18 protein-coding genes and 2 tRNA genes are annotated in these 23,687 nt (G+C 44.2%); 12 read left to right on the top strand and 8 right to left on the bottom strand.

Translation table 11 applies throughout. The features are described from left to right. The first annotated feature begins 8 nt into the window (after positions 1–8). Positions 9–1,199, top strand: coding sequence for a multidrug effflux MFS transporter (locus tag G5B00_RS11200; protein ID WP_163875069.1), 1,191 nt, complete (start codon positions 9–11; stop codon positions 1,197–1,199). 13 nt (positions 1,200–1,212) lie between these two features. Here G5B00_RS11200 and aroQ read toward each other — a convergent pair whose 3' ends face one another. The 3 genes from aroQ to G5B00_RS11185 all read right to left on the bottom strand — a co-directional run bounded on the left by aroQ (position 1,213) and on the right by G5B00_RS11185 (position 6,295). Continuing rightward, the gene (aroQ, locus tag G5B00_RS11195; protein ID WP_163875066.1) at positions 1,213–1,632 is read right to left on the bottom strand and encodes a type II 3-dehydroquinate dehydratase; all 420 of its coding nucleotides are present in this window, start codon (positions 1,630–1,632) and stop codon (positions 1,213–1,215) included. A 37-nt stretch (positions 1,633–1,669) separates the two neighbouring features. Next, positions 1,670–3,295, bottom strand: a complete 1,626-nt coding sequence (locus G5B00_RS11190; RefSeq protein ID WP_163875065.1) for a gliding motility protein RemB — start codon at positions 3,293–3,295, stop codon at positions 1,670–1,672. A 135-nt stretch (positions 3,296–3,430) separates the two neighbouring features. Beyond that, positions 3,431–6,295, bottom strand: coding sequence for a M16 family metallopeptidase (locus tag G5B00_RS11185; RefSeq protein ID WP_163875062.1), 2,865 nt, complete (start codon positions 6,293–6,295; stop codon positions 3,431–3,433). Between the two features lie 97 nt (positions 6,296–6,392). On the opposite strand from G5B00_RS11185, the gene xerD reads away from it, so the two are divergent. The 7 genes from xerD to G5B00_RS11150 all read left to right on the top strand — a co-directional run bounded on the left by xerD (position 6,393) and on the right by G5B00_RS11150 (position 12,642). Then, positions 6,393–7,283, top strand: a complete 891-nt coding sequence (gene xerD / locus G5B00_RS11180) for a site-specific tyrosine recombinase XerD (protein ID WP_163875059.1) — start codon at positions 6,393–6,395, stop codon at positions 7,281–7,283. A gap of 93 nt (positions 7,284–7,376) precedes the next feature. After that, on the top strand, positions 7,377–7,697 hold the full coding sequence (locus G5B00_RS11175) for a hypothetical protein (RefSeq protein ID WP_163875056.1): 321 nt from the start codon (positions 7,377–7,379) through the stop codon (positions 7,695–7,697). A 37-nt stretch (positions 7,698–7,734) separates the two neighbouring features. Next, the gene (locus tag G5B00_RS11170) at positions 7,735–10,032 is read left to right on the top strand and encodes a TonB-dependent receptor domain-containing protein (protein ID WP_163875053.1); all 2,298 of its coding nucleotides are present in this window, start codon (positions 7,735–7,737) and stop codon (positions 10,030–10,032) included. 21 nt (positions 10,033–10,053) lie between these two features. Continuing rightward, entirely contained in the window at positions 10,054–10,683 is a 630-nt protein-coding gene (locus tag G5B00_RS11165; RefSeq protein WP_163875050.1) for a hypothetical protein, read from the top strand. A 49-nt stretch (positions 10,684–10,732) separates the two neighbouring features. Next, positions 10,733–10,804 (top strand) — tRNA-Arg (locus G5B00_RS11160). A 137-nt stretch (positions 10,805–10,941) separates the two neighbouring features. Further along, the gene (gene trpS / locus G5B00_RS11155) at positions 10,942–11,940 is read left to right on the top strand and encodes a tryptophan--tRNA ligase (protein WP_163875047.1); all 999 of its coding nucleotides are present in this window, start codon (positions 10,942–10,944) and stop codon (positions 11,938–11,940) included. 87 nt (positions 11,941–12,027) lie between these two features. Then, a complete protein-coding gene (locus tag G5B00_RS11150) occupies positions 12,028–12,642 on the top strand; it encodes a deoxynucleoside kinase (protein WP_163875044.1) in 615 nt (204 codons plus the stop codon). Positions 12,643–12,769: 127 nt separating this feature from the next. Here the strand turns inward: G5B00_RS11150 and G5B00_RS11145 are convergent, their stop codons facing one another. Both G5B00_RS11145 and G5B00_RS11140 read right to left on the bottom strand, forming a co-directional pair. Next, entirely contained in the window at positions 12,770–13,864 is a 1,095-nt protein-coding gene (locus G5B00_RS11145) for a Gfo/Idh/MocA family protein (RefSeq protein WP_163875041.1), read from the bottom strand. 108 nt (positions 13,865–13,972) lie between these two features. After that, the gene (locus G5B00_RS11140) at positions 13,973–15,244 is read right to left on the bottom strand and encodes a Gfo/Idh/MocA family protein (RefSeq protein WP_163875039.1); all 1,272 of its coding nucleotides are present in this window, start codon (positions 15,242–15,244) and stop codon (positions 13,973–13,975) included. Between the two features lie 223 nt (positions 15,245–15,467). Here G5B00_RS11140 and G5B00_RS11135 point away from each other — a divergent pair, with 223 nt between their 5' ends. The 4 genes from G5B00_RS11135 to pdeM all read left to right on the top strand — a co-directional run bounded on the left by G5B00_RS11135 (position 15,468) and on the right by pdeM (position 21,293). Beyond that, entirely contained in the window at positions 15,468–16,484 is a 1,017-nt protein-coding gene (locus G5B00_RS11135) for a ligase-associated DNA damage response exonuclease (protein ID WP_163875036.1), read from the top strand. Between the two features lie 98 nt (positions 16,485–16,582). Continuing rightward, positions 16,583–18,163 carry an ATP-dependent DNA ligase gene (locus G5B00_RS11130; protein WP_163875033.1) on the top strand — a complete coding sequence of 527 codons (1,581 nt, stop codon included), beginning with the start codon at positions 16,583–16,585 and terminating at the stop codon, positions 18,161–18,163. 8 nt (positions 18,164–18,171) lie between these two features. Continuing rightward, positions 18,172–20,646, top strand: a complete 2,475-nt coding sequence (locus G5B00_RS11125) for a ligase-associated DNA damage response DEXH box helicase (RefSeq protein ID WP_240894464.1) — start codon at positions 18,172–18,174, stop codon at positions 20,644–20,646. Further along, on the top strand, positions 20,643–21,293 hold the full coding sequence (gene pdeM, locus G5B00_RS11120; protein ID WP_163875031.1) for a ligase-associated DNA damage response endonuclease PdeM: 651 nt from the start codon (positions 20,643–20,645) through the stop codon (positions 21,291–21,293). The genes G5B00_RS11125 and pdeM overlap by 4 nt, the downstream gene beginning before the upstream one ends. 245 nt (positions 21,294–21,538) lie before the next feature. On the opposite strand, the gene G5B00_RS11115 is transcribed toward pdeM, so the two are convergent. The 3 genes from G5B00_RS11115 to G5B00_RS11105 all read right to left on the bottom strand — a co-directional run bounded on the left by G5B00_RS11115 (position 21,539) and on the right by G5B00_RS11105 (position 23,681). Beyond that, positions 21,539–21,622, bottom strand: a tRNA-Leu gene (locus G5B00_RS11115). A gap of 52 nt (positions 21,623–21,674) precedes the next feature. Then, positions 21,675–22,559, bottom strand: coding sequence for an exopolyphosphatase (locus G5B00_RS11110; protein ID WP_163875028.1), 885 nt, complete (start codon positions 22,557–22,559; stop codon positions 21,675–21,677). A gap of 99 nt (positions 22,560–22,658) precedes the next feature. Continuing rightward, positions 22,659–23,681 carry a Gfo/Idh/MocA family oxidoreductase gene (locus tag G5B00_RS11105; RefSeq protein WP_163875025.1) on the bottom strand — a complete coding sequence of 341 codons (1,023 nt, stop codon included), beginning with the start codon at positions 23,679–23,681 and terminating at the stop codon, positions 22,659–22,661. Between the last annotated feature and the right edge of the window lie 6 nt (positions 23,682–23,687).

Genomic DNA, 23,687 nt, shown 5'->3' with positions numbered 1-23,687 from the left:
TATCTTCCATGAAAGCCAACAAAAACATTACATTGCTGATTCTAGGGTTACTTTCCGCTATAGGACCTTTTTCTATAGATATGTACCTCCCCGCATTCGATACCATCGCGACAGATTTCAATACTTCGGTCGACAAGGTACAATTGTCGCTCACGAGTTATTTTGTAGGTATTGCTATTGGCCAGATGATCTACGGGCCTCTATTGGACAAATTCGGGCGCAAGAAGCCTTTGATGATCGGCCTGATCATTTATGCATTGGCCTCTATCCTATGCGTATTTGCCCATCATGTGGATCACTTGATTTACCTTCGCTTTCTGCAAGCCTTGGGTAGTTGCGCAGGTATGGTAGCGGCGCGGGCAATGGTGCAGGATTATTACGAGAGCCGTGAAGCAGCCAGGGTATTCAGTCTGCTGATGCTTGTCATTGCCATTTCGCCTATTCTTGCCCCTAGTGCGGGAGCTTTCCTATTAAGACATGCCGATTGGCACTACATTTTTATCATATTATTTGCCATATCCGTCGTGATATTACTGTGTACCAAGTTTTTTCTACCTGAATCCTATGCCGGAGACCGATCCTTATCCCTCGCTCCCAAACAAGTTGTAAACAAGTTCAGGGAAGTATTGACCAACAAAATATTTATATCCTACTGCCTGGTTGGTTCGATCGCTTCCGCAGGATTATATGCTTATCTGGCCGGTTCTTCCTTCGTCATGCAGCAGTATTATGGATTGAGCCAAAGTGAATATGGTCTGGCATTTGCTTTTGTCGCGTCGGCCATGATTGTCGCTACCCAAATCAACCGTTGGCTGCTCAAAAGATGGAACAGTGTACAAATCAGCCGAATCGCTAATATAGGGCAATCTTTTATCGGTCTCCTCATGATCGTATCTCTGGTCACGAATACCTTATCTTTTACAGTATTGTTGACTTTAATATTCTTTTATCTGATGGCGCATGGATTTATCTTTCCCAATACATCAGCCTTAGCTTTATCACCATTTAAAGCTCTGGCCGGAAGTGCCTCTGCCTTGCTAGGCTGTATACAGATGGGAATGGGAGCTTTGACATCGGCATTGGTCAGCTATCTGCACAACAATACAGCCATGCCTATGGCTGCTGTCATGGCAGGCTGTGCTGTGGTCGCATTGGTATTGCACATCTTTGTAGCTTTCACAGTGAAGGTATCGAACTAGCTTTTATTTATTGCTAAGCCAACAAACCCTCTATCCCTAATCGATAACCATCCAAACCAAACCCAAGGATCACACCCTTACAGTTTTTGGACAGGTACGAATGATGCCTAAAATTCTCCCGCTGATGTACATTGGAAATATGCACTTCCACTACAGGTGTTTTGATCGCGGCTATGGCATCTGCAATAGCGATAGACGTATGTGTGTAAGCACCTGCATTCAAAACGATCCCATCGTAGTCAAAGCCCACTTCATGCAACTTGTCTATGATAGCTCCCTCACTATTGCTTTGGAAATAGTATAATTCTACAATGGCATATCTCGCTTTGAGATCTTCAAAATATTGTTCGAAAGATTGATCTCCGTAGATACTCTTCTCTCTCACACCCAAGAGATTGAGATTCGGCCCGTTTAATATTAATATTTTTTTCATCCTAAAAAAACGCAAGATAACCTTTTCTCCGCTAATCTTAAAAATCCCCGTAAAAATTTCTAAAAGTAGACCGCAACCCGAAAGTAATCAGTCCTGATTTTTGGGCAGGTTGTTCCTCTATACGCTGATAACGTTGGGTATAGCCGAGTTCAAGCCGCAGATTATACTGGGGGTTAAGCACATAAGCCGCCCGGGCATCCGCATAGTACATCGTATTTCTGATGCCCTGCCCTATTTTGTTACCGTACGTTTCGGGGGCTGTGCGATAGGACTTAAAAATATTTCCTCCCATATTCATATCCACTCCTACTGGATCAGTTCCGAATCTGCTCAATGTCCCTTGTATAGAAAAGTCGAACCGATTCCAGGAGTAGTTAGCGATACCCAGCATTTCTCTGAAATTAGCTCCTAGGGGATGCGCCAATGGTTCGCCATAGTTGCTGTAGTTTGAAATAGAGGTAAAATGTTGGTAGGTATAAGGCCGCACCAAGTTGTACTCGCCCAAGAAGTTTAGGTTCTTGACCCCAAAGGCGTCATAACCTTTCAGCCCCAGCTGTGCCCCCCATTTGTTGTGCACATACCCTCTGTTGGCAAAAAATTCCTTTGCTGTAAATTCACCCAGCAAAAACTGTCCATAAGCCGTTACATTGCGCAGGGCCTTATATTTTGCATTCAAACCTAAAAACATCTTGTCGGGAGAAGACGAATTGTTAGACTCCACCGGACGCAAAAATATAGCCGGATTACTGTAATTGAAATCAAAGTTCCGGTAGCCCGCTTGGTTCTTATTTGCCCATATTACGGCTTGAAAAAAGCCTATGGACAATCTGTTCGTCGCATTGTAGTCCAGGTATTGAAAAGCTCCCCATTTGATCCCGTCGCCGTATCGCCCGCTCTCCAGATTCTCGTCCACCCTAGGATTCTTCTGATCCAGCATATATGCCCATATCGAAGTGTACTGCACATTACCGATATTGCCCGTGATTTTCAGATGCGTATAATTGGATGATAGATCCGACAACAGAACCGAGCGATAACCATCCCCGATATGGTTTTTGTCATAGGCCAAGGTGGCTTGAAAATAATCACTAAAACTATACGTTAGACTTGCCGTAGCATACATCCAGTCTTTTTTTCCTCCTGCCAGATTCTCTACCGTACCTTGCCCCGGCACGACCTTATTCTCTGTGATGTATGCATCAAGATAACGCGGAAAAACAGCCTGATTTTCAAAAAAATTGGTGTAAAATGTAAATTTATCCTTGATGGTCAGACCTGCCTGTACACCTCTGGTATTGAGCCATGTACTCTTTCTTTCCGAATCGATCAGATCAGCACCAATAACAAAGTCGGGCAAAAAATCCAGATAAAACGTATGATCCTCTTTTTCCACCTCTACCAAATGCTCATTGAAGATCTTGCGCATAAACCAATTTCGGGAGTCTACCGCATTTGTCGTATGCAAGGAATCAAAGCGCGACAAAAGTTCTCCTTTGAATAAAAATGGTTTTGAAGAAGTATGAAAGCGGGTATCCGGGCTATATAGCAGATCGTTGTATTTCTGGTAATGCTGATAAGAATACGTCTGATTCTTTATCTGTCCAAACAGGGGAATGCCCACAGATAGTGTAATAATAAGGCTAAAAGTTGCTTTGTGAAGCATAAGCTATAAGGAAATATGTTGCAATGTAATTATTTTCACAAACTTCTACACTTTTTGTGCCAAAGATAAAAACATCCATAAAAAAGACCTGGCAGGCATTAATGCCTGTCAGGTCTGTGAATAGCAATTTTGAAATTATTTCGCTTCCTCCGGAAGAAGAATAAATTTAAACAATCGATCCGATTTCAGATATTTGTTGGCCACTTCCTTGACCGAATCTACGGTCAATTTTCCCAGCTCATCCACGTAACGCAGGATATAGGTCGGATCTTCGTCGTTTTGATACGCCCCAGCTATCTGTCCCATCCAAAAACCATTCTCTCTTATCTGTACTTCCAGTTGACGTTTCTGCTCAATGATAAATTTGTCCAGATCCAACTGTTCAGGTCCGTTTTTCTTTATCTTTTCGACCTCTTCCAATGCAGATTGTATCAAGGACTGGTATTTTTCGGGACTTGTACCAAAGCCGATCATAAAGCTATACCGTCCTTTGGGAAATTTGCTCGAACTTCCTCTGGCCCCTACACCATACACACCACTTTCCTCTTCACGCAATCTTTCCAAAAGCTTAAGACTCAATACACTTTCCAAGGCATCAAATTTTAGATTTTCCGCTTCCGAATAATCGTAATCTCCATAATATCGGAGTTGTACAGTAACCTTAGCTTCTTTGCCTTTGTGCACGACTTTCTCAAATCCCTTTGCAGGCTCGACAATACCCAGATCCTTTGCCTGATCTTTTCGGTTCAATGTCGGCAAGGCTGCCAGGTACTCTTCCAGATAAGGTTTGATTTCTTCCTCGGTAAACGATCCGACAATGGTAAATGTAAAATCAGAAGCATCCGCAAACCGCTCCTTGTAAATCTCCAATGCACGGTCCCTGTCAATGCTTTTGACCGCATCCACCGTCGCCGGCACACGTCTGATGTTATCCTTATATAGACTACGTGCGACCTGATCACCAAAAACAAACTGTGGATCATTGTCCCGGTTTTCCATAGAGGACACGACACGAGAGATTGTATTCTTGAAGATATCTTCGTCCAATCTCGGCTCCGTAAAATACCCATAAATCATTTCAAAGGCTGTTTTCAACCCATCTTTGTCACTACTTCCGGACAGTCCCTCCGAACGTTCGGAAATATAGGGTGATATATTGACTTGTTTACCCGTCAAATATTTACGTATCTCGACGGCATTAAGCTGTCCTAATCCGCTACTATTGACCAATGAAGCTGCGTTCGAAGCCGACATATAATCCGCATCTGGATACAAGGATGTTCCTCCGGGACTACTTGCACTGATCAAGACCTGATCATTCTTGAATGTCGTAGGCTTGAGCAATACCTTTACTCCGTTGCTCAACATGAGTTCTTTGGTATCGATACCATTTATTTCCTTACTTGATTTTATACTGCCTTTTTGGGGTTGACCAGCCAATAGCGGTAATTCGGAAACTTTGTCTTCGTAAGCCGAAAGCTGTTCGTTATCTACTTCTTGCAGCCATGCGTTTACCTTAGCCTCTGTCGGTAAGGTATCCTTATCTTTTTCCGGCCCCAATATGATGATATCCCGGTTGTTGTCCACATAATATCTGCGAATGATTGCATTGACTTCGCTTAGGGTCAATGTGGGCAAAAGCTGCTTTACCAACCTATAACGATCCTCATTGCCCAATACAGGTGCCTCCTCGAGGAAATTGTTCAAGTAAGTTTGTACATAGCTATCCGACTTTCGCTTGTCACGTTCTATATAAGAAGTTTCGTTTCTTTTTTGTAACGTAGCAATAGCACGATCAAACTCCGTCTGGGTCACACCAAATTTTTGGATTCGATCCAACTCTCGGAAAAGAGCTTTAAAACCTTCTTCAACCTGTCCCGGCTTAGCGGCAAAGTAAGCTGTCAGATTATCCAACCCACCAAACAGCGAGCTAAAACCGACGGAAGATTGCAGAAAAGGAGCTTCTGGTGTTTGGGCGAGCTCACTGAGTCGCCCATTGATGATTTGTGTAAACACGCTCTTTAGCTGGCTATGTCTATAGTCCTTTACAGTTTTGATATTCTCTTCGGGATACTTGATGATAATCTGCCCTACGGTCGATGGCATTTCGGGATCTGTCACGACCAAATATTGGTTCTTGTTGGTCAGATTCACCTTAAACTCTTCTCTTTTGACCGGATTAGCAGGTACATTCATGTCGGAAAACAAACGCACTACTTCTTTTTCCATTTCTTGCGGATCAATATCCCCTACGATAATGAGAGATTGCAGATCTGGTCTATACCATTTTTCGTGAAATTTGCGGATCACATCCGGATGGAAATTCGTAATATTCTCCTCTGTTCCGATCGGCAGTCTCTTAGCGTACAAGGACTGATTGAGAAGCACAGGCAAAAATTTGTCCTGCATACGTTGCCTTGCTCCTCTTCCCCCACGCATTTCCTCCAGGATCACGCCTCTTTCTTTGTCGATCTCTTCAGTGGTCAAGAGTGCATCCTGCGCCCAATCCCGCATGACCTGTAATCCATTTCTCAACAATTCAGGGTCGTCGGATGGAATGGGCAATTGATACACGGTCTGGTCAAACCCCGTATAAGCATTGAGGTCGGATCCAAATCGCACACCGGCCTTTTGTAGATAGTTGATCAGTTCATTCTTGGGAAAATGTTTCAATCCGTTGAAGTTCATGTGCTCCATAAAATGGGCCAGACCGACTTCTTCTTCTGTCTCCAGGATCGAACCCACTTTCATGCCCAAATACATGGTCACCCTTTTCTCCGGCTCATTGTTTTTACGAATATAATACCTAAACCCGTTTTTCAGTTCTCCTACGACAACATCTTGGTCAAAAGGTAACGGTACATCCCATTTTAATGTATCTTGCATTAAAATTTCTCGGACTTGCGGCAATATAGTAGCTTTGTTTAGATTTTTTGCATCGGATGGTGCAAAGGTCGCCGGCAATAGAAAGGCGGCCATCAAAGGTTTCAATACATTCATATCAAACTGATAATAGTTATTTGGACAAAGTAATATATTAATATTCGATTTTTCTGTATAATGATAAAAAAATTACAATTCATACACTAAAAACCGCATGTGGCCTAATTTTATTCTATATTTCAAGCGATATTTAGAATTGGAGAGAAACCTATCCCCCAACTCTGTCCAAGCTTATCTCAACGATGTACGCAAGTTGCAAACCTATAGTGAAGAACGTAATCTGACCATCGAAGAACTGACTTCGGAACATATCCGGGACTTTTTGATGTGGATGAATGGCTTTGGCATCTCCCCTTTTACGCAGGCCAGATTGCTGTCCGGCATTAAGGTATTTTTCAGTTTCATGCAACTGGAACATGGTCTCTCTCACAACCCAGCCGAACTCATCGAGGCTCCGCGGCTCCCCCGCAACCTTCCTGATGTGCTCAGTGTCCATGAGATCGACAGCCTGATACAGTCCATAGATCTGTCCTCTCCGGAAGGGATGCGCAACAAAGCTATGCTGGAGGTATTGTACGGGTGCGGCCTGCGGGTATCCGAACTGACCAACTTAAAACTTTCCAATCTTTTTCTTGAAATAGATTTCATCAAGGTCGAAGGCAAAGGAAGCAAAGAACGGCTGATCCCCATAGGTGGCGAAGCCGCCAAATACCTCAAAATATACATACATGAAGTCCGCATACATCAGACAATCAAGCCTGGCCAGGAGGATTTTGTGTTTCTCAATAGACGGGGTTCCTCCCTCTCCCGCGTGATGGTCTTCATCATCATCAAGGATCTGGCCAAAAAAATCAACCTCAACAAAAGCGTAAGTCCCCATACTTTTAGACATAGCTTCGCCTCCCATCTGGTCGAAGGCGGAGCAGATCTGCGCGCCGTACAGGAAATGCTCGGCCACGAAAGCATTACGACTACCGAAATATACACACACATTGACAATGACTACCTTCAATCAGTGATTACGCAGTATCATCCGAGGTCGTAGAATAAGGAGATTGTCTCCCAAACCGTCGCCTCAAAATGCAACAAAGTTCAGTTTTATTTGCTACTCTGTTGCATTTATAATAACTTTGCAGGAATGAAAGCTGTACAGTGTCATTTGGTTCGACTGCTCGCTATCCTGTATCTATGGACGAGTGGTGCTGTGCTATGGCATACGCACGATCATGCAGCAGATGACAGCTGTACCATACATATCCACGATTCGCACCACGATGAGGAACATTGTTCGATTTGTTTCTTCCTACAAAACGGCATAGCTGACATACCATTTGCGCAGACTCATATCAACGTATTCGAAAAACCTTTTTTCATCCCTTGGAATGAAAAAATAGATTTACAATACGATTACCTATATATACATTTCCCTTCCAACAAAGATCCTCCCCACATGGTTTGATATCAGATCCAACACATGTCACATATATTGATATTTTATGAAGAAACCCGGAGCGATCCTACTCTTTCTTCTGTTGTCAATCTGGTCATGGGGACAAAGTCGCTCTTGCAATATTGCGTTTTCCTGTCATATTGTCGATGAGGAAAAGGGTATTCGATTGGAAAATGCCCGTATTGAGATCGGTTCTTCGACCTGGTTTTCGAACCATCGGGGCATCGTGACGATCTCCAATCTTTGCAGGGGCACGTATCGCATCCTCGTGACACACAGCGGATACAGCACAATGGAAACGGAAGTCAACCTAATTCAAGATACCACAATCACCCTCAAGGTGCTACCTGTCCTACGTCATATCGACAGCGTGGAGGTGGTGGGCAACAGCCAGTTGCGACATAGCAGCAGTACACATCTGTTGACTGCACAGCAACGCCTCGAAAGTCAAGGCAAAAACCTGGCAGAAGTACTGACGGACATTGCCGGTGTCAGCATACTAAAGACAGGTAGCAACATCGCCAAACCTGTACTGAATGGGCTTTACGGCACCCGTGTGCTATTAGTCAATCATCAGATAAGGCATGAAAGTCAACAATGGGGATTGGACCACGCGCCCGAAATAGATCCTTTCTCGGGAGACGAAATCACAGTCATCAAAAATGCAGATGCCGTACGCTATGGCCCCGATGCACTGGCTGGGGTAGTATCGATCAACCCATCTTCTATCAACTCCGAAAAATTGTTGAGCGGAAACATCAATATGGTGGGGCAATCCAATGGCAAATCGCTGTTGGTCAACACACGGTTGGAAGGCGGGATAGGTAAATTTGCTTATCGCTTGGGTGCGACAAAAAAACAGGGTGGCAATACAAAATCAGCTTTGTACTATCTAGGGAATACAGGTGTAGAAGAACTGAACTTCAACACCTTGTTACAATACCAAAGCGGCAAAAACCAATGGGAAATGTATCTCAGCCATTTTGGTACAGAGCTCGGCGTATTTGCAGGTTCACATATCGGTTCGAAGGAAGATATCCTGGCCCGTATCGCACATGGGAGGCCATTCGAAGAATATGATTTTTCATATCGTATCGAATCACCCAGACAGAAAACTACCCATGACCTGGCCAAAATCAGTTGGAAACAAACATGGAAGCCGGGAGTTGACATAGAAGCAACATATAGCCTGCAACAAAACCATCGTAAGGAGTATGACTTGCGGCGTGTACAAAGTGACGATGTACCTATGGCAGATATGGTATTGACCACGCAAGCACTAGAAGTTCTGTGGAATACGCAACAAACTACAGTCGGGTTAGCAGGTTCTCTACAGGTCAATAACAACACCCCAGGAACCGGCACAACACCTATTATCCCTAATTTTGATAATCATACGATTGCGCTTTTTGGTTTGCAGAAATATTTCTTTGCAACAAAAGTCCTGGAAGTGGGGTTAAGGTACGACTACAAATATTTTGATGTGGCAGGGTATCGTTATGACTATGCACATCCGAATGCTGATGGATCCGTGCAACAATATCTATTGGAAGGTCAAAAACATTTTCACAATCTCTCCGGAATCGCTGGTCTGACAGTTCCATTCAGTACAAATTGGTATTGGAAGAGCAATTTCGGACTAGCCTGGCGTGCCCCCTCAGCAAACGAGCTGTACAGCGATGGTCTGCATCACGGCACAGCCACTTACGAAGTCGGTGATCCTAATCTCAAAAGCGAAAAGGGATTGAAATGGATCAATACACTCAACTTTGGCAACACATGGCTCAAAGCAAATGCGGATATCTATGTACAACCGATCCGGGACTACATCTATGCACAACCCAACCCGGACTCTGTAAGACAAACCATCAGAGGCACATTCCCGCTCTTCCAATACAAACAGGCAGACGCATTCCTATCCGGCGCAGATCTACAGGTGAGTATGTCGTGGAACAAAAATTGGGGGTACCAAGTCAATTATTCTACCGTACGAGGCGTTCATAGTACCGATCGCACCTATCTGCCTTATATGCCTTCAGATCGTGTTCAACAGTCCTTACAATACCGTTTCAACGGGAAAGCTTATGTAAAAGTCAACCATCTGTTTGTTGCTAAGCAGGATCGATACGAAGAGGGATCGGACTATGTCTCTCCACCCCCATCCTATCACCTGCTCGGCGTACTAGGTTCTTATGGTTTCACGCTACAACGACATGGGTTGATATGTCAGCTTGGTGTGGAGAACCTCCTAAATACACCTTACAAGGACTACATGGATCGGTTCAGATATTATGCACATGCACCCGGAAGAAACATTTCATTCAAAATCAACTACAGTTTTTAAAAAAATATACAATTTATTCTCATGAAAAATACATTTTATTTTACCATAGCCTTATTATTCGTCTTCAACATCACTTCATGTACAAAAGATGATCCGACCCCAGAACTGGACCAAGAGGAAGTAGGCGGCGCAAAGATCACCTTTACCGAAGTGGAGCGTGAAGCGCACGATGATCATTACCATTACAAAGATATAGACGATCCCGAAACGGAAACCATCGAATTTTCGGGCACACAAATGCTTCCCCCTGTAGGAGCCCATGTTCACCTCGATAAGGGGAAAACATATCGTTTTCAGCTTGTCGCAACCGACTTTGCCGCTCGTGAGACACAACAAACTTTTGTAGAAAAAGCAGATAATCACTTTGTTTTTATACTAGGTATTCCCGAAGGCGCGGCAGAAATCGTGTATAAGGATAAAAAAGAAGACGGCACCAATGTATCTGTAGGCGTAACGGGATATCTCACCGTCACAAAGGAGACGGAATCGTTTACCTTAAGGTATATCATGCGCCATCTCAACAATGGTGTCAAGGCTAACATCGACCCTGCAACAGATTGGTCCAATACCGACTTCACCAAGTTTACAGGATCTAATGATCTGGACTTGAAGTTCGAAGCACATTTTGTCGATGGAGATCACGGGCATTAAGAAAAAAAGTAGTTTGAGTTTCGCGTAAAAGTTATATTTTTGCGGAACTGTTCCCGTAGTTCAATGGATAGAATTTCAGATTCCGGTTCTGACGATGTGGGTTCGACCCCCGCCGGGAACACAAGGAAAGCCGCTATTAACATAATAGCGGCTTTTCTACTTTAGGAATAACACCAATTACCGCAAGCCAATCTCCTCCGGTCAAAAACTTGCCGCAAATCAGAAAATAACCAAATAAATCCTTAAATTCGCCCTTGTATGGAAACAGTTGTTAGTGGTATCAGAAGTACCGGAAAATTACATTTAGGAAATTATTATGGAGCGTTAAGCAATTTTGTAAAGATGCAAAATGAATACAACTGCTTCTTTTTTATAGCAGACCTGCATTCGTTGACCACACACCCCACACCACAAGATCTACAATCCACAGTACGTAATGTCGTGGTCGAATACCTCGCGGCAGGCATAGACCCCGAAAAGTCAACGATCTATATCCAATCGGATGTTCCCGAAGTCGCTGAACTATACCTGTACATGAACATGAACGCTTATCTCGGTGAATTGGAGAGGTCTACGTCGTTCAAAGACAAAATACGAGCCAATCCCAATAATGTCAATGCAGGATTGCTGACCTACCCCGTGCTGATGGCCTGTGATATCTTGATCCATCACGGTACCAAAGTCCCCGTAGGCAAAGACCAGGAGCAGCACCTCGAAATGACCCGTACCTTCGGCAATCGCTTCAACCATTTGTACCAGGTAGATTATTTCAAAGAAGCCTTTGCCTTCACCTATTCGGACAAGCTAGTCAAAGTGCCGGGACTCTCCGGACAAGGAAAGATGGGAAAATCGAATGGAGAGGCCGACTGTATTTACCTCTCGGACACACCGGAAGTGATCCGCAAGAAGATCATGCGTGCCGTATCCGATTCTGGACCTACAGAACGCAATCAGACTAAGCCCGAAGCGATCCAAAACCTGTTTGATCTCATGAAAGTCGTTTCTACGGCAGATACATTAGCACATTTTGAAGATCTGTACAACAGGTGTGAGATACGGTATGGTGATTTTAAAAAACAATTGGCCGAAGATATGGTACTCGCTACAGATCCGGTACGTTCACGTATCGAAGATATCTCGAAAGATGATGCCTATATCCAAAAAGTAGTCCGCATGGGGGCAGAAAAAGCACAGGCCAGTGCACAAAAAACCATTCGTGAAGTAAGAGAGATCATCGGACTGAAAAAATTGTATTAAGCAATGGACAATTGACAATGGAGAGTGGACAGAGGACAATGAACTGAACACTGACGACTGATAACTGATAACTTTTAAATTTAGGAAATGCATATAGCTATAGTAGGAAATATCGGAGCCGGCAAAACGACCTTGACACAACTATTGGCACAACATCTAGGTTACGAACCTCAATTTGAAGCTGTAGAAAACAATCCGTATCTGGAGGATTTCTACAGTGATATGAAACGATGGGCTTTCAATCTGCAAATCTTCTTTTTGAACAGTCGTTTCAAGCATATCATAGAACTGCAAAACAAAGAGATCAACATGATTCAGGACAGGACGATATACGAGGACGCCTACATCTTTGCGGAAAACCTGTACGACATGGGATTGATGAGTGCACGGGATTTTGAAAATTACAGCGGTATCTTTCAAAGCATTATCCACTATATCAAACCACCGGATCTCTTGATATACCTCCGTGCTTCTGTCCCTACATTGGTCCATAATATACAAGTACGGGGCAGGGATTATGAGGCCGCCATTCGTTTGGACTACCTGTCCAAACTGAACGAAAAATACGAAAAGTGGATCAGCAATTACAAAGATGGTAAATTGTTGGTATTGGACAAGGACAACCTAGATTTTGCCAATAATCCCGAAGATCTGGGAACTATTATCCAGAAAATAGAGTCGGAAATGTTTGGATTGTTTTAAATTGTTAAAAAACGTTAAAAATTCCTTACAAATATACTATCTCCGGATAGGCGGCGTTTTAAAGGTAATAATTTCATAATTATAGGTTAATAATTGGTTTGGTTAAAAAGTCCTGAGACTCCCCGTTTCAGGACTTTTTTCGTACCTTATCTCCTAATCTTACGATTTCCCCTGTTTTTACTGCTGTATCACAAGCCAAAGCAATCTCCAAGCTATTCAACGCATCCTGCATTGATTTTGCCAAATCCAAATCTTGACGGATTGCTTGCAGAAAAAACTCCTGCTCTCTCTTACAAAGCTCGTTGTGGTCCGGTTCATCCTGCAGATCGATCCACTCGTCGGATTGGATAAACTGATTGTCCCCATCGATGTCCGCATGGTGTATACGTATGGCTTCCGTCTTCGTATGTGCTTCCACATCATCCGAATTTCCGATCCTTGAAGCTTCTTTTGCCACAATAGAAACCGCTCCCTTCGGTCCAAATACATCTTTTATGAAAAAGGCTGTCTCACTCACCATAGGTCCCCATCCGGCTTCGTACCATCCTACACTCCCATCGGCAAAGCGTATCTGCAATTGCCCATAATTATAATTGTTCGAAGGAATAGCATCTGTCAATCGGGCCCCAATGGCCGATACACTAACGGGCTTGGCATCCGTCATCTGACACATGACATCGATATAATGCACACCACAGTCCACTATAGGACTACAACTCTCCATCAAACTACGATGTACCTCCCACATCCTTCCCCGGCTCTGTTGGTTTAAGTTCATTCTGAATACCAGAGGTGTACCCATTTTTCTACCCTCTTCGATAAATCGGATCCAAGATGGATGATGGCGAAGGATATAACCTACCACAAGTTTCTTGTTTGCCCGCATGGCCGCATCCACGACACGCTGCGCTCCCGATACCGTATCGGCCAAAGGTTTTTCGATAAAAACATGTGCCCCATGTTCAAATGCCGCAATGGCGTAGTCCTCGTGTGTATCCGGATAGGTCGAAATACAAACCGCATCCGGTCGGGTCTGTAGCAGTGCTTCATGATAATCACCAAACAAGGGATAAGCCGCTCCCAACTTCTGTTGGAGAGCCTCCTTGCTCGATCCGCGGGAAACCAATCCCACGATTTCGAAATCTTCCAGATGGTGATAGGCATAAGCATGGGATGCCCCCATATTGCCACAACCCACAACCAGAATCTTGATTTTAGACATATTTGTTTTAAAAGTTATGTGAGTTATGGAAGTGAAGAAGGTTATGAAAGTGATATTTGTTCATAGCTTCATCACCATCATAACCTACATAACTATTATCACTCTATTTTATACAAAACTCTTCAATCCCGGTCTCACAATCGGCAAAGTATCCGGCTCCATTTCCCAATGGTAGCTATCCGAATCTGGCCCCAACTCTTCTTCGGACGCCATGACCTGTTCCAGCGTAAGCCGCTGTCCCGAATAGGCCGACAATTTTGCCCATATTGCCAGTAAAGTAGAATTGACCATAAAATCACCATCATTGATAACCTGCCCTTGCCGGATAGCGGCAAACAATTCATCGTGCTGGGTTTGGTACATGTTATTGATGGGATCGCTATAGGTATAAGGTTTTGCCCCTTCAATAGTATAATTTCGCATGATATTGACCTCCGAGTAACCGGATGTCCCTATGACCTCTACCGAGTTCCGCGGTTCGGTTCCACTCTGTTGACGGCAAAAATGGACACCTTTCAGACCATTACCATAATCAAACTCAACAGCAAAATGATCATAAGCATTGCCCAGACGATCCCAAGGCCTACTTTGCCGACCACCGGTGGCACTGACAGAAACGGGTAGCTTATTGCCCAATATCCAATTCATATAGTCTATAGAGTGTATGGACTGTTCGACGATCATGTCCGAAGCATACCGCTGATAATAATACCAGTTTCGCAGCTGATACTCCAACTCTGACCAGTTGGCCTGTCTTTCCTTATGGGTAGGTTCACCACCATAGCGAAAAGTGGTAATAGATTTAACCTCGCCTATGTCCCCCTGATGGATACGAGAAACAATCTCTCGGTTCGGCTTGGAATAACGAAAGCAAAAACCCGACACCACGTTAATGGACTTTGTCTTGGACAAGGCGATACTCTCCATAATTTTCTTTAATCCGGGAATATCCACTGCGACAGGTTTTTCACAAAAAACATGTTTGCCAGCACGTACAGCATAGTCCAGATGTTCGGGTCTAAAATTTGGCGGGGCACACAGCAAGACCACATCTACACCCGAATCGATCACTTTCCTGTACGAGTCAAAACCTACAAACTGTCGATTTTCCGGGACATCTACCCTATTAGCATCTTTTCTGCTCAACAAACTTAGGCCTTGCTGTAACTTATCTTCAAAAATGTCTCCTAAAGCTGTGATCTTGACATGAGGATCCGCTGTCAATGCCTGCACCGCTGCTCCATTGCCCCGGCCACCGCAACCGACCAGACCTACACGTATAGTCTTGTCCTCGAAAATACCGCGTTCAAACGACAGTAAAGGGAGACTGCCCAACAACACACTACTTGATTTTATAAAATCCCGTCTAGAATGATTCATAAGTATAAAAATGCAATATTCTTGCGTATTTTTCAATACGGGAAGTATAATTAACTATATTTTTACACAGAGTGTGTCCGAAAAGTCAGATAAAGCCGCCAAATTTTTCCCGAATGCGTTCGGGCCAGATTGTCGGAAGGACCAAAAGGATAATACCATACTTTCTTTCCGAGACACCCGATGTCCTTTCATTTTTAAGGTACAAATTTTGCTGTATCAGGGTATGATCAGATTTCGTACCGAAGGTATCTACTGCGAAGCAGGCAACTTCTACATCGACCCGTGGAAACCGGTGGATATGGCACTAATTACCCATGGGCATGCAGATCATGCCCGTTGGGGAATGAAGAGATACCTATGCCATGAATACACCGTCCCTATTCTCCAAAGCCGTATTTCGCCAGACATCAAGGTACAGGGGCTCACCTACAATAATCCCATTACGATCAACGGTGTCAAAGTATCCTTTCATCCGGCAGGACATATCATTGGGTCGGCGCAGATACGCTTGGAGTACAAAGGAAAGGTCGTGGTCATCTCGGGAGATTACAAAGTACAGGACGACGGCCTGTCCACCTCATTTGAGCCTATCCGTTGCCACGAATTTGTATCCGAAAGTACGTTTGGCCTACCGATCTACAACTGGTTGTCCGTGGAGGAGTACAACCGACAATTGCAAGACTGGGTATTGAAAAATCAATCGATAGGCAAGACTTCGGTATTCATCGGATACTCTCTAGGCAAAGCACAACGCATTATGAAGGCTTTGGAAGGAGTGGATAAACTGCATGTACACTATGCCATAGGAAAACTGAACCAAGCCTATGAAAGTGTCGGTATAAAATTACCGGAATATCACACGATAGACCTGAGGGAAGATGTCAAATATCTTGATAAGGGCATCGTCATCCTTCCCCCTTCGCTGGCTGACACAAACGTCATTAACAAGATACCTAACCGTGCGACAGCCATTTGTTCAGGTTGGATGCAGGTACGTGGGGCCCGTCGATGGCGAAGCGCCGATGCCGGCTTTGCTATCAGCGACCATGCAGATTGGAACGGTCTCCTGCAAGCCGTCAGAGCTACACAGGCCGAACAAGTCTACATTACGCATGGTCAGACCGCTGTTTTTACCAAATATCTCAATGAAAATGGCATAGCCGCACAGGAGGTAGAAACAGCATTTGGTACGGAAGACGAAGAAGAGGATACAAACAACAAACTAAGTACAGAAGAATAATATACCTACATACCATATGATGCATTATAGAATAAATTGACATCATTTTTTCAATAAATCTCCGTATCTTCTGTATGCTTTAGAAAAATACCAAAGCAATGAAAACATTCGCCCGATTAGTCAATGCACTGGACAGCACCAACAAAACCAATCAAAAATTGGAAGCTATAGACCGTTTTCTAACCGAGGCCAACGCAAAGGACAAGCTATGGTTGTTGGCATTGTTTACCGGCAAACGTCCCAAACGCAATATCAACTCAACGTTGATGAAACAATGGGCTATGGAAGTATCGGGCATTCCCGAATGGCTGTTTTTGGAATGTTATTCATCCGTCGGCGATCTGAGCGAAACCATCGCCTTGATCTTGCCAGTACCCACACATACCATCGAACGCCCCTTATACGAATGGATGGACTTGATCATAGCTCTACACGATAAAAGCGAGACAGAAAAGAAAGATTTTGTATTGCGCGCCTGGTCTGGATTGTCCATCACCGAACGTTTTATATTTAATAAATTGCTGGGCGGCAGCTTCCGTCTCGGTATTTCCTCCAAATCCCTTATCAATGCCTTGGCCAAACATTATGACCTCGATGCCAATAGTGTCACGCACAGCGTCATGGGAGACTGGAAAATGGAAGAAGTCACTTTTGAAGGATTGGTACGCGGAAATTATACAGACACACAGCTTTCCAAGCCCTACCCCTTCTGCCTGGCCTATGCTTTGGAAAAAGAAGCAGAAGAGTTAGGTGTTCTCGAAGATTGGCAGGTCGAATATAAATGGGATGGCATTCGCGGGCAATTTATCAAAAGAAACGGCGAAATTTTCATTTGGTCAAGAGGAGAAGAACTGATTACCGATCAATTTCCCGAAATCAGGGATACTTTGGTGCAATGGGCGGGCGACTTTGTGATAGACGGAGAGATACTTGTGGTAAAAGACAACACAGTGCTTAACTTTTCAGAATTACAAAAACGTTTGAATCGAAAAACAGTCTCCAAGAAAATGATGGAAGAATTGCCTATAGGTGTTTTTGTCTATGATTTGATCGAATGGCAAGGCGAGGACTGGCGTGAAAAAACCTTACAGTATAGACGGGCAAAACTCGAAGAATCGCTCCGGCAGAACCCATCGCCTTACATACGACTCTCTGAAATCGTTTCAGTAAAGGAGTGGGAAGCATTAAAAGCCGTTAGAGAACATGCACGAGCCATCAACAGCGAAGGTCTGATGTTGAAGCACAAGCAATCCCCTTACCATACAGGCCGCAAAAAAGGCGATTGGTGGAAATGGAAGATCGATCCGTTGACCATCGATGCCGTCTTGATCTACGCACAAAAAGGAAGCGGACGCCGAAGCGCGTATTATACCGACTATACCTTTGCCGTAAAAAACGGGGAACAGCTCGTGACCATCGCCAAGGCCTATTCAGGACTGACCGACAAAGAAATACAGGAAGTCAGTCGTTTCGTCCGTCAACACGCCATCGAAAAATTTGGGCCTGTCCGCACCGTGAAGCCGGAATTGGTATTCGAACTCGCTTTTGAAGGGATCGGTTTCAGCTCACGCCACAAATCTGGCGTAGCCCTGCGCTTTCCGAGAATATTACGTTGGCGCAAAGACAAAACCGTAGCAGAGATCGATGATATCGAAGAAGTGAAAAAATTGATTAGATAAGACACAACTTGAACAAAACATTCGAACATACAGAAGGTTATACGCGCATTACCCAATGGATGCAGTCCAGAGGCAATACACCTTTTGGTTTTCAGGAAAACACCTGGAAAAAGTATACCCATGGTTATAGCGGAATGGTCATTGCCCCTACAGGTTTTGGAAAGACCTTTTCCATATTCCTAGCCGTGCTGATCGATTTCATGAACCAACCCGAGCAACATAAAAACGGTTTGAAACTGCTTTGGATCACACCCCTCCGTTCACTGGCCAAAGATCTGGCCAGAGCAATGCAGGAAGCTATAGATGAAATCGGATTGGACTGGATCGTAGAGGTACGCAACGGCGATACTGATGCTAAGATGAAGCAACGCCAAAGCAGGTCCATGCCGGATGTCTTGTTGGTGACACCCGAAAGTCTTCATCTGCTGTTAGCGCAAAAAGGGCGTGCAACATTTTTCAAGAATCTAACGTGCATTGCAGTGGATGAGTGGCATGAACTGTTGGGAACAAAGCGTGGTGTCATGGTAGAACTGGCATTGGCATATTTGAAAAGTCAATACAACCAACTCCGCGTTTGGGGGATTACCGCTACCATCGGCAATCTCGATCAAGCCATAGATGTACTATTGCCCACAGAAAAGAAAAGAGCCAAAATCGTGGCACGGGAGAAAAAACGAATAGAGATCATACCTGTTTATCCAGACGAAGTAGAAGTACTTCCCTGGGCAGGACACCTGGGCAGCAAACTAGCCGATAAGGTCGCTCCTATCATATTAGCAAGCAAATCCACTATCGTATTTACGAATACCCGCAATCAGAGCGAGATGTGGTACCAATTGTTGCTGGAAGCACATCCAGACTTTGCAGGACAGCTCGCACTACACCACAGTTCTATAGCAGGTCCTATCCGCCAATGGATAGAGGACGCCTTAAGCGAAGGCAAGCTGAAAGCCGTGGTCTCTACTTCTTCTCTGGATCTCGGAGTAGATTTCAAACCCGTGGACACCGTCATCCAGATCGGATCGAGCAAAGGTGTAGCCCGGTTCATGCAGCGTGCGGGACGAAGTGGTCACTCCCCTTTCGAAGTCTCCAAAATATATTTCGTACCCACACATTCGTTAGAGTTGATCGAAGTGTCGGCCTTGAAAGAAGCCGTAAAAACACAGACCATAGAAGCCCGTGAGCCCATGGTGCTTACCTTTGACGTCTTGGTACAATTTTTAGTCACCATAGCGCTAGGCGGAGGATTCAAGCCGGAGGACATGTTACCCATTATCAAAAGCACCTTTGCATTTTCCGAAATAAACGAAGAGGAATGGCAATGGTGTATCGTTTTCATCACACAAGGGGGAAGCATCGGTCGAAACTATGAAGACTTCCATAAAGTCGCCCAACAGAAAGACGGGCTAATGGTCGTCGAAAAACGTCGTATCGCCATGTTGCACCGTATGAATATCGGTGTGATCGTCAGCGAAGCTATGATGCGCGTAAAATTTATCTCTGGTGGCTATGTGGGCATGGTGGAAGAATATTTTATCTCCAAATTGAAAAAAGGTGACAAGTTTGTCCTCTCCGGAAGAATCTTGGAGTTGGTAACCGTCAAGGAAATGACCGTACAGGTCAGGAGTGCTTCGGGAAGAGCAATCACACCGAGCTGGCTGGGCGGCAGGCTGCCCCTATCTTCCAATCTTTCCCATTTTCTCCGACAGAAACTAGCCTTGTCCACACACCCCGGCACAACAGAAAAGGAACTCCGTTTTCTTCATCCATTGGTAGCTCGACAAAATGAGCATTCCCATATACCGTCAACAGATGAATTTTTAGTCGAATACATCCAAACACGGGAAGGATATCATTTGTTTATGTATCCTTTTGAAGGACGATTGGTGCACGAAGTTATGTCGGCATTGATCGCCTATCGCATCAGCTGCCTGTTTCCGATCAGCTTTTCGATGGCTATGAATGATTATGGATTTGAATTATTCTCCGATTCGGAAATCAAATTGACCGAAGCAGAACTCAAAGATATCCTTAGCCGAGACAATCTGATGCAAGATGTGGTTAGCAGTATCAACTCCACCGAAATGGCCAAACGAAAGTTTAGGGACATAGCCGTCATATCCGGTATGGTCATACAGAACATGTACGGAAAGCAACAGAACAATAAATCCTTGCAATCTTCATCGGGCATTATTTTCCAGGTGTTGGAAGAACACGATCCCCACAATCTGTTACTGAGACAGGCCTATACTGAGGTATTCAACCAACAGCTGGAAGAACAACGGTTGGTAGCAGTCTTTGACCGTATCCATCAGAGCCGGATTATCTTTAAATTTGCAACCGGATTCACGCCATTGAGCTTCCCGATAAAAGTGGACAGCCTCCGGCAGTCCCTATCCAGCGAAGACCTAGCCGCAAGGATTGCAAAATTACAGGAGCGGACATTGTATAAAGGAAAAAGTGAAAAGGAAAAAAGAAAATGAAATTATCGGAACATCTTATCTCATTTGCCGGACAGGATCTGTTGCTGACCAACCAAAGAGCTGTTTATTGGCCTCAGGAACATGCATTGGTATTATCCGATTTACATCTGGGTAAAGCAGCACATTTCCGGAAAAACGGTATCCCTTTACCAACTACGGTGAGTGAGCAGGATTTGTTTCGTTTGCAAAACCTGGTATTACATTATACCCCTCAACAGGTCATTATCGTCGGTGATCTCATGCACGCAGGCGCAAACACGGAAGTGGCTTTGCTTAGAGATCTTACCACACAGTTTCCGAATACACGGTTTATATTGATCAAAGGAAACCACGACAGACATTCCTTACAACAGTTGCAGGGTTGGGGAATTTTTGCCTTCTTTGATGAGTTGCAATTATCCCCTATCCGCTTCTCACATCATCCACGCCATAATGGCCATCCGACAATCAGCGGGCACATCCATCCAGGTATCCGTATACAGATGCCTCACAAACGGTATGCGAGACTTCCCTGCTATGTTGTGACCAAAGATCAACTGATCCTTCCCGCTTTCAGCCTTTTCACAGGGCTGGATACACGTTCGATATCCGACAATGCTGTGTATTATGCAATTTATGGAGATCGGGTATTTGAGGTTTCTCCTTAAAAGGAGAAGGCGTCTAAAAAAATGTAGGAAACCTTCTCTAATAATTGAAGTATCCAAGAGCAGATTGGCTGCGTCCCTCTGTCCCGCACTCAGTATCCGCAGCCATCTGTAGAGGGTGGGGCTACAACGGCAAAAGGCCCGGACACTTCGTATCCATGTTTTTACATTTAGAGGGGACGCTCAAGCAAGCTTGGCGTCCCCTCTAAATGTAAAAGCCTTTGCTTTCGCAAAGGCCTTTTTCGTTGTGCCCAGGAGCAGATTCGAACTGCCACGCCCATACGAGCGCCACCCCCTCAAGATGGTGCGTCTACCAATTTCGCCACCTGGGCTTGTGTCCGACAAAAATAGGGCTTTTTTCCAAACCTACAATTGATTTTGCAATTATTTCTGAAAGTTTTTGTCGATTAATGTTTGTATAATCCCGTCGACCAATCCCACTCGCGGAGCCACGATATTGGCCAAATGGCCTGCTTTCATGATGGCCAGGAAAATTTCTGATGCCGGAATGATGACATCGGCCCTATCCGAACGTAATCCCAGTTCCTGAATACGGTCTTTGAGCGAGTAGGTATTCAAGTAATCATACAAAGCTTTTAGCTTGGCATATGTCATCGGTTTGTCCACTTTTTCATTGGCTAGTTTAGACAGCTTATTGATGTTTCCTCCCGTACCTATGCCATAGATATGTTTATATCCTTTTGTCTTTTCTTTTACCCAACGTCTCATCTCATCCCAAGTCTCCGGTTGATCCTGATTGTCCAAAATACGGATAGTACCCAGATTGAACGATTTTGACGCCACCAAATTAGCCTTGGCAAAGAGAGAAATCTCTGTACTTCCCCCCCCTACGTCTATATAGAGATAAACTTTGTTTTTGTCCATCTTCCCATTGAGATAGGAATTGTAAATAATCTGCGCTTCAACCCCACCATCTACAATCTGTATATCCACCCCCGCAGTCTTTCTGCATGCTTCTACCACTGTTGTTCCATTCTTCGCGTCACGCATAGCCGAGGTAGCACAAGCCATGTAATCACTTACTTTATATACGTCCATGAGATTGCGAAATGCCGACATGGTCTTGACCATATCCTGAAACTTACTCTCGGAAATATGCTTATCGATAAAAGCATCATCACCCAATCGCAAAGGAACCCGTAGAAGTGTGTTTTTTGAATAAATGATCGTATTATCGTTTTTTTCTAAAATATCTGCGATCAGCAGACGTACGGCATTGGAGCCTATATCTATTGCAGCGTATCTCACCGATTGTTGATTATTTTATGTAATGATATGTATGACTTTAAAAACAGTAAAGATACTCTTTCTATATTACCTTTTTGTTAAGTTAATTTTAGCATTAACTTATTTAGAACCCGAAAGTATCGTTAACTGCATTATGATCTGCTCTTCCGTCACAAAATAGGATTTTCCCAAGCGAACTGTCTTATACACTTCATCAAAAAGGCACATATAGTCCCCCTTGAAGGATGGCACAGATACATCTTCTCGCTGTCCATCTTCCATAATAGTCAATAATCCCTCCATAGCGGGGTCTTCCAGGCCATAAAGTGGGTCGGTAGGTTTTAGCCCTTCCAACAATTGTCTCTCCTGCACATCACAACGATCCTTGATATAGCTACCTAATGTACCATGCAATACAAAACTCTTTTGCGGATGGGCGACCAAGAGACTAGCCGTGATAAATACATTTAATCCCTGCTCATAGTTCAAAATCAAAGATGCATAGTCATCCACCTGAGAATGTGCCCTATGACGGGACTGTATCTTGGTCATGGTTTTTGGTTTTCCAAACAACGAAATGACCTGGTCCAACAAGTGAGAGCCTAAATCATACAAAATTCCACTACCTTCACGCTTGCTGGTCTCCTTGAACACTTTGGGACTCAGATCCGGTTTGTACCGATCGAAACGCAAATGCAGTTCGATAGGTTTACCGACAAAACCTTTTTCCAAAACATACTTCAAGGATAAAAAATCCGAGTCAAATCTCCTGTTGTGATACGGAAGGACCTGTTTACCCACTTGCCTGCTCAACTTAAACAATTCCCTGGCTTCGGCAACCGTAGGCGTAAATGGTTTTTCAACCAAAACATGCTTTCCTGCCAGCAAAGCCTGCTTAGTAAAAGAAAAATGGGTATCGTTTGGCGTATTGACAATAATCAATTCTATATCATCATCCGCAAGAATGGCCTCTACGCTATCGTAACTGACGATCTGCGGATAATCTGTATGAGCCACCTTCTGCGTTCTTTCGACCACAGCCCTAAGCTCAAAAAAATTACTTTGGTCTATAAACGGCGTATGGAACACCCTCCCGGACATTCCATACGACAAAATACCTGTTATGATAGGTTCGACAGCCATCCGCTC

The organism is Parapedobacter sp. SGR-10 (assembly GCF_011030405.1).
In the GTDB taxonomy this organism is placed as follows: Bacteria; Bacteroidota; Bacteroidia; order Sphingobacteriales; family Sphingobacteriaceae; genus Sphingobacterium.
This window is presented reverse-complemented; position numbering and strand designations above follow the sequence as displayed.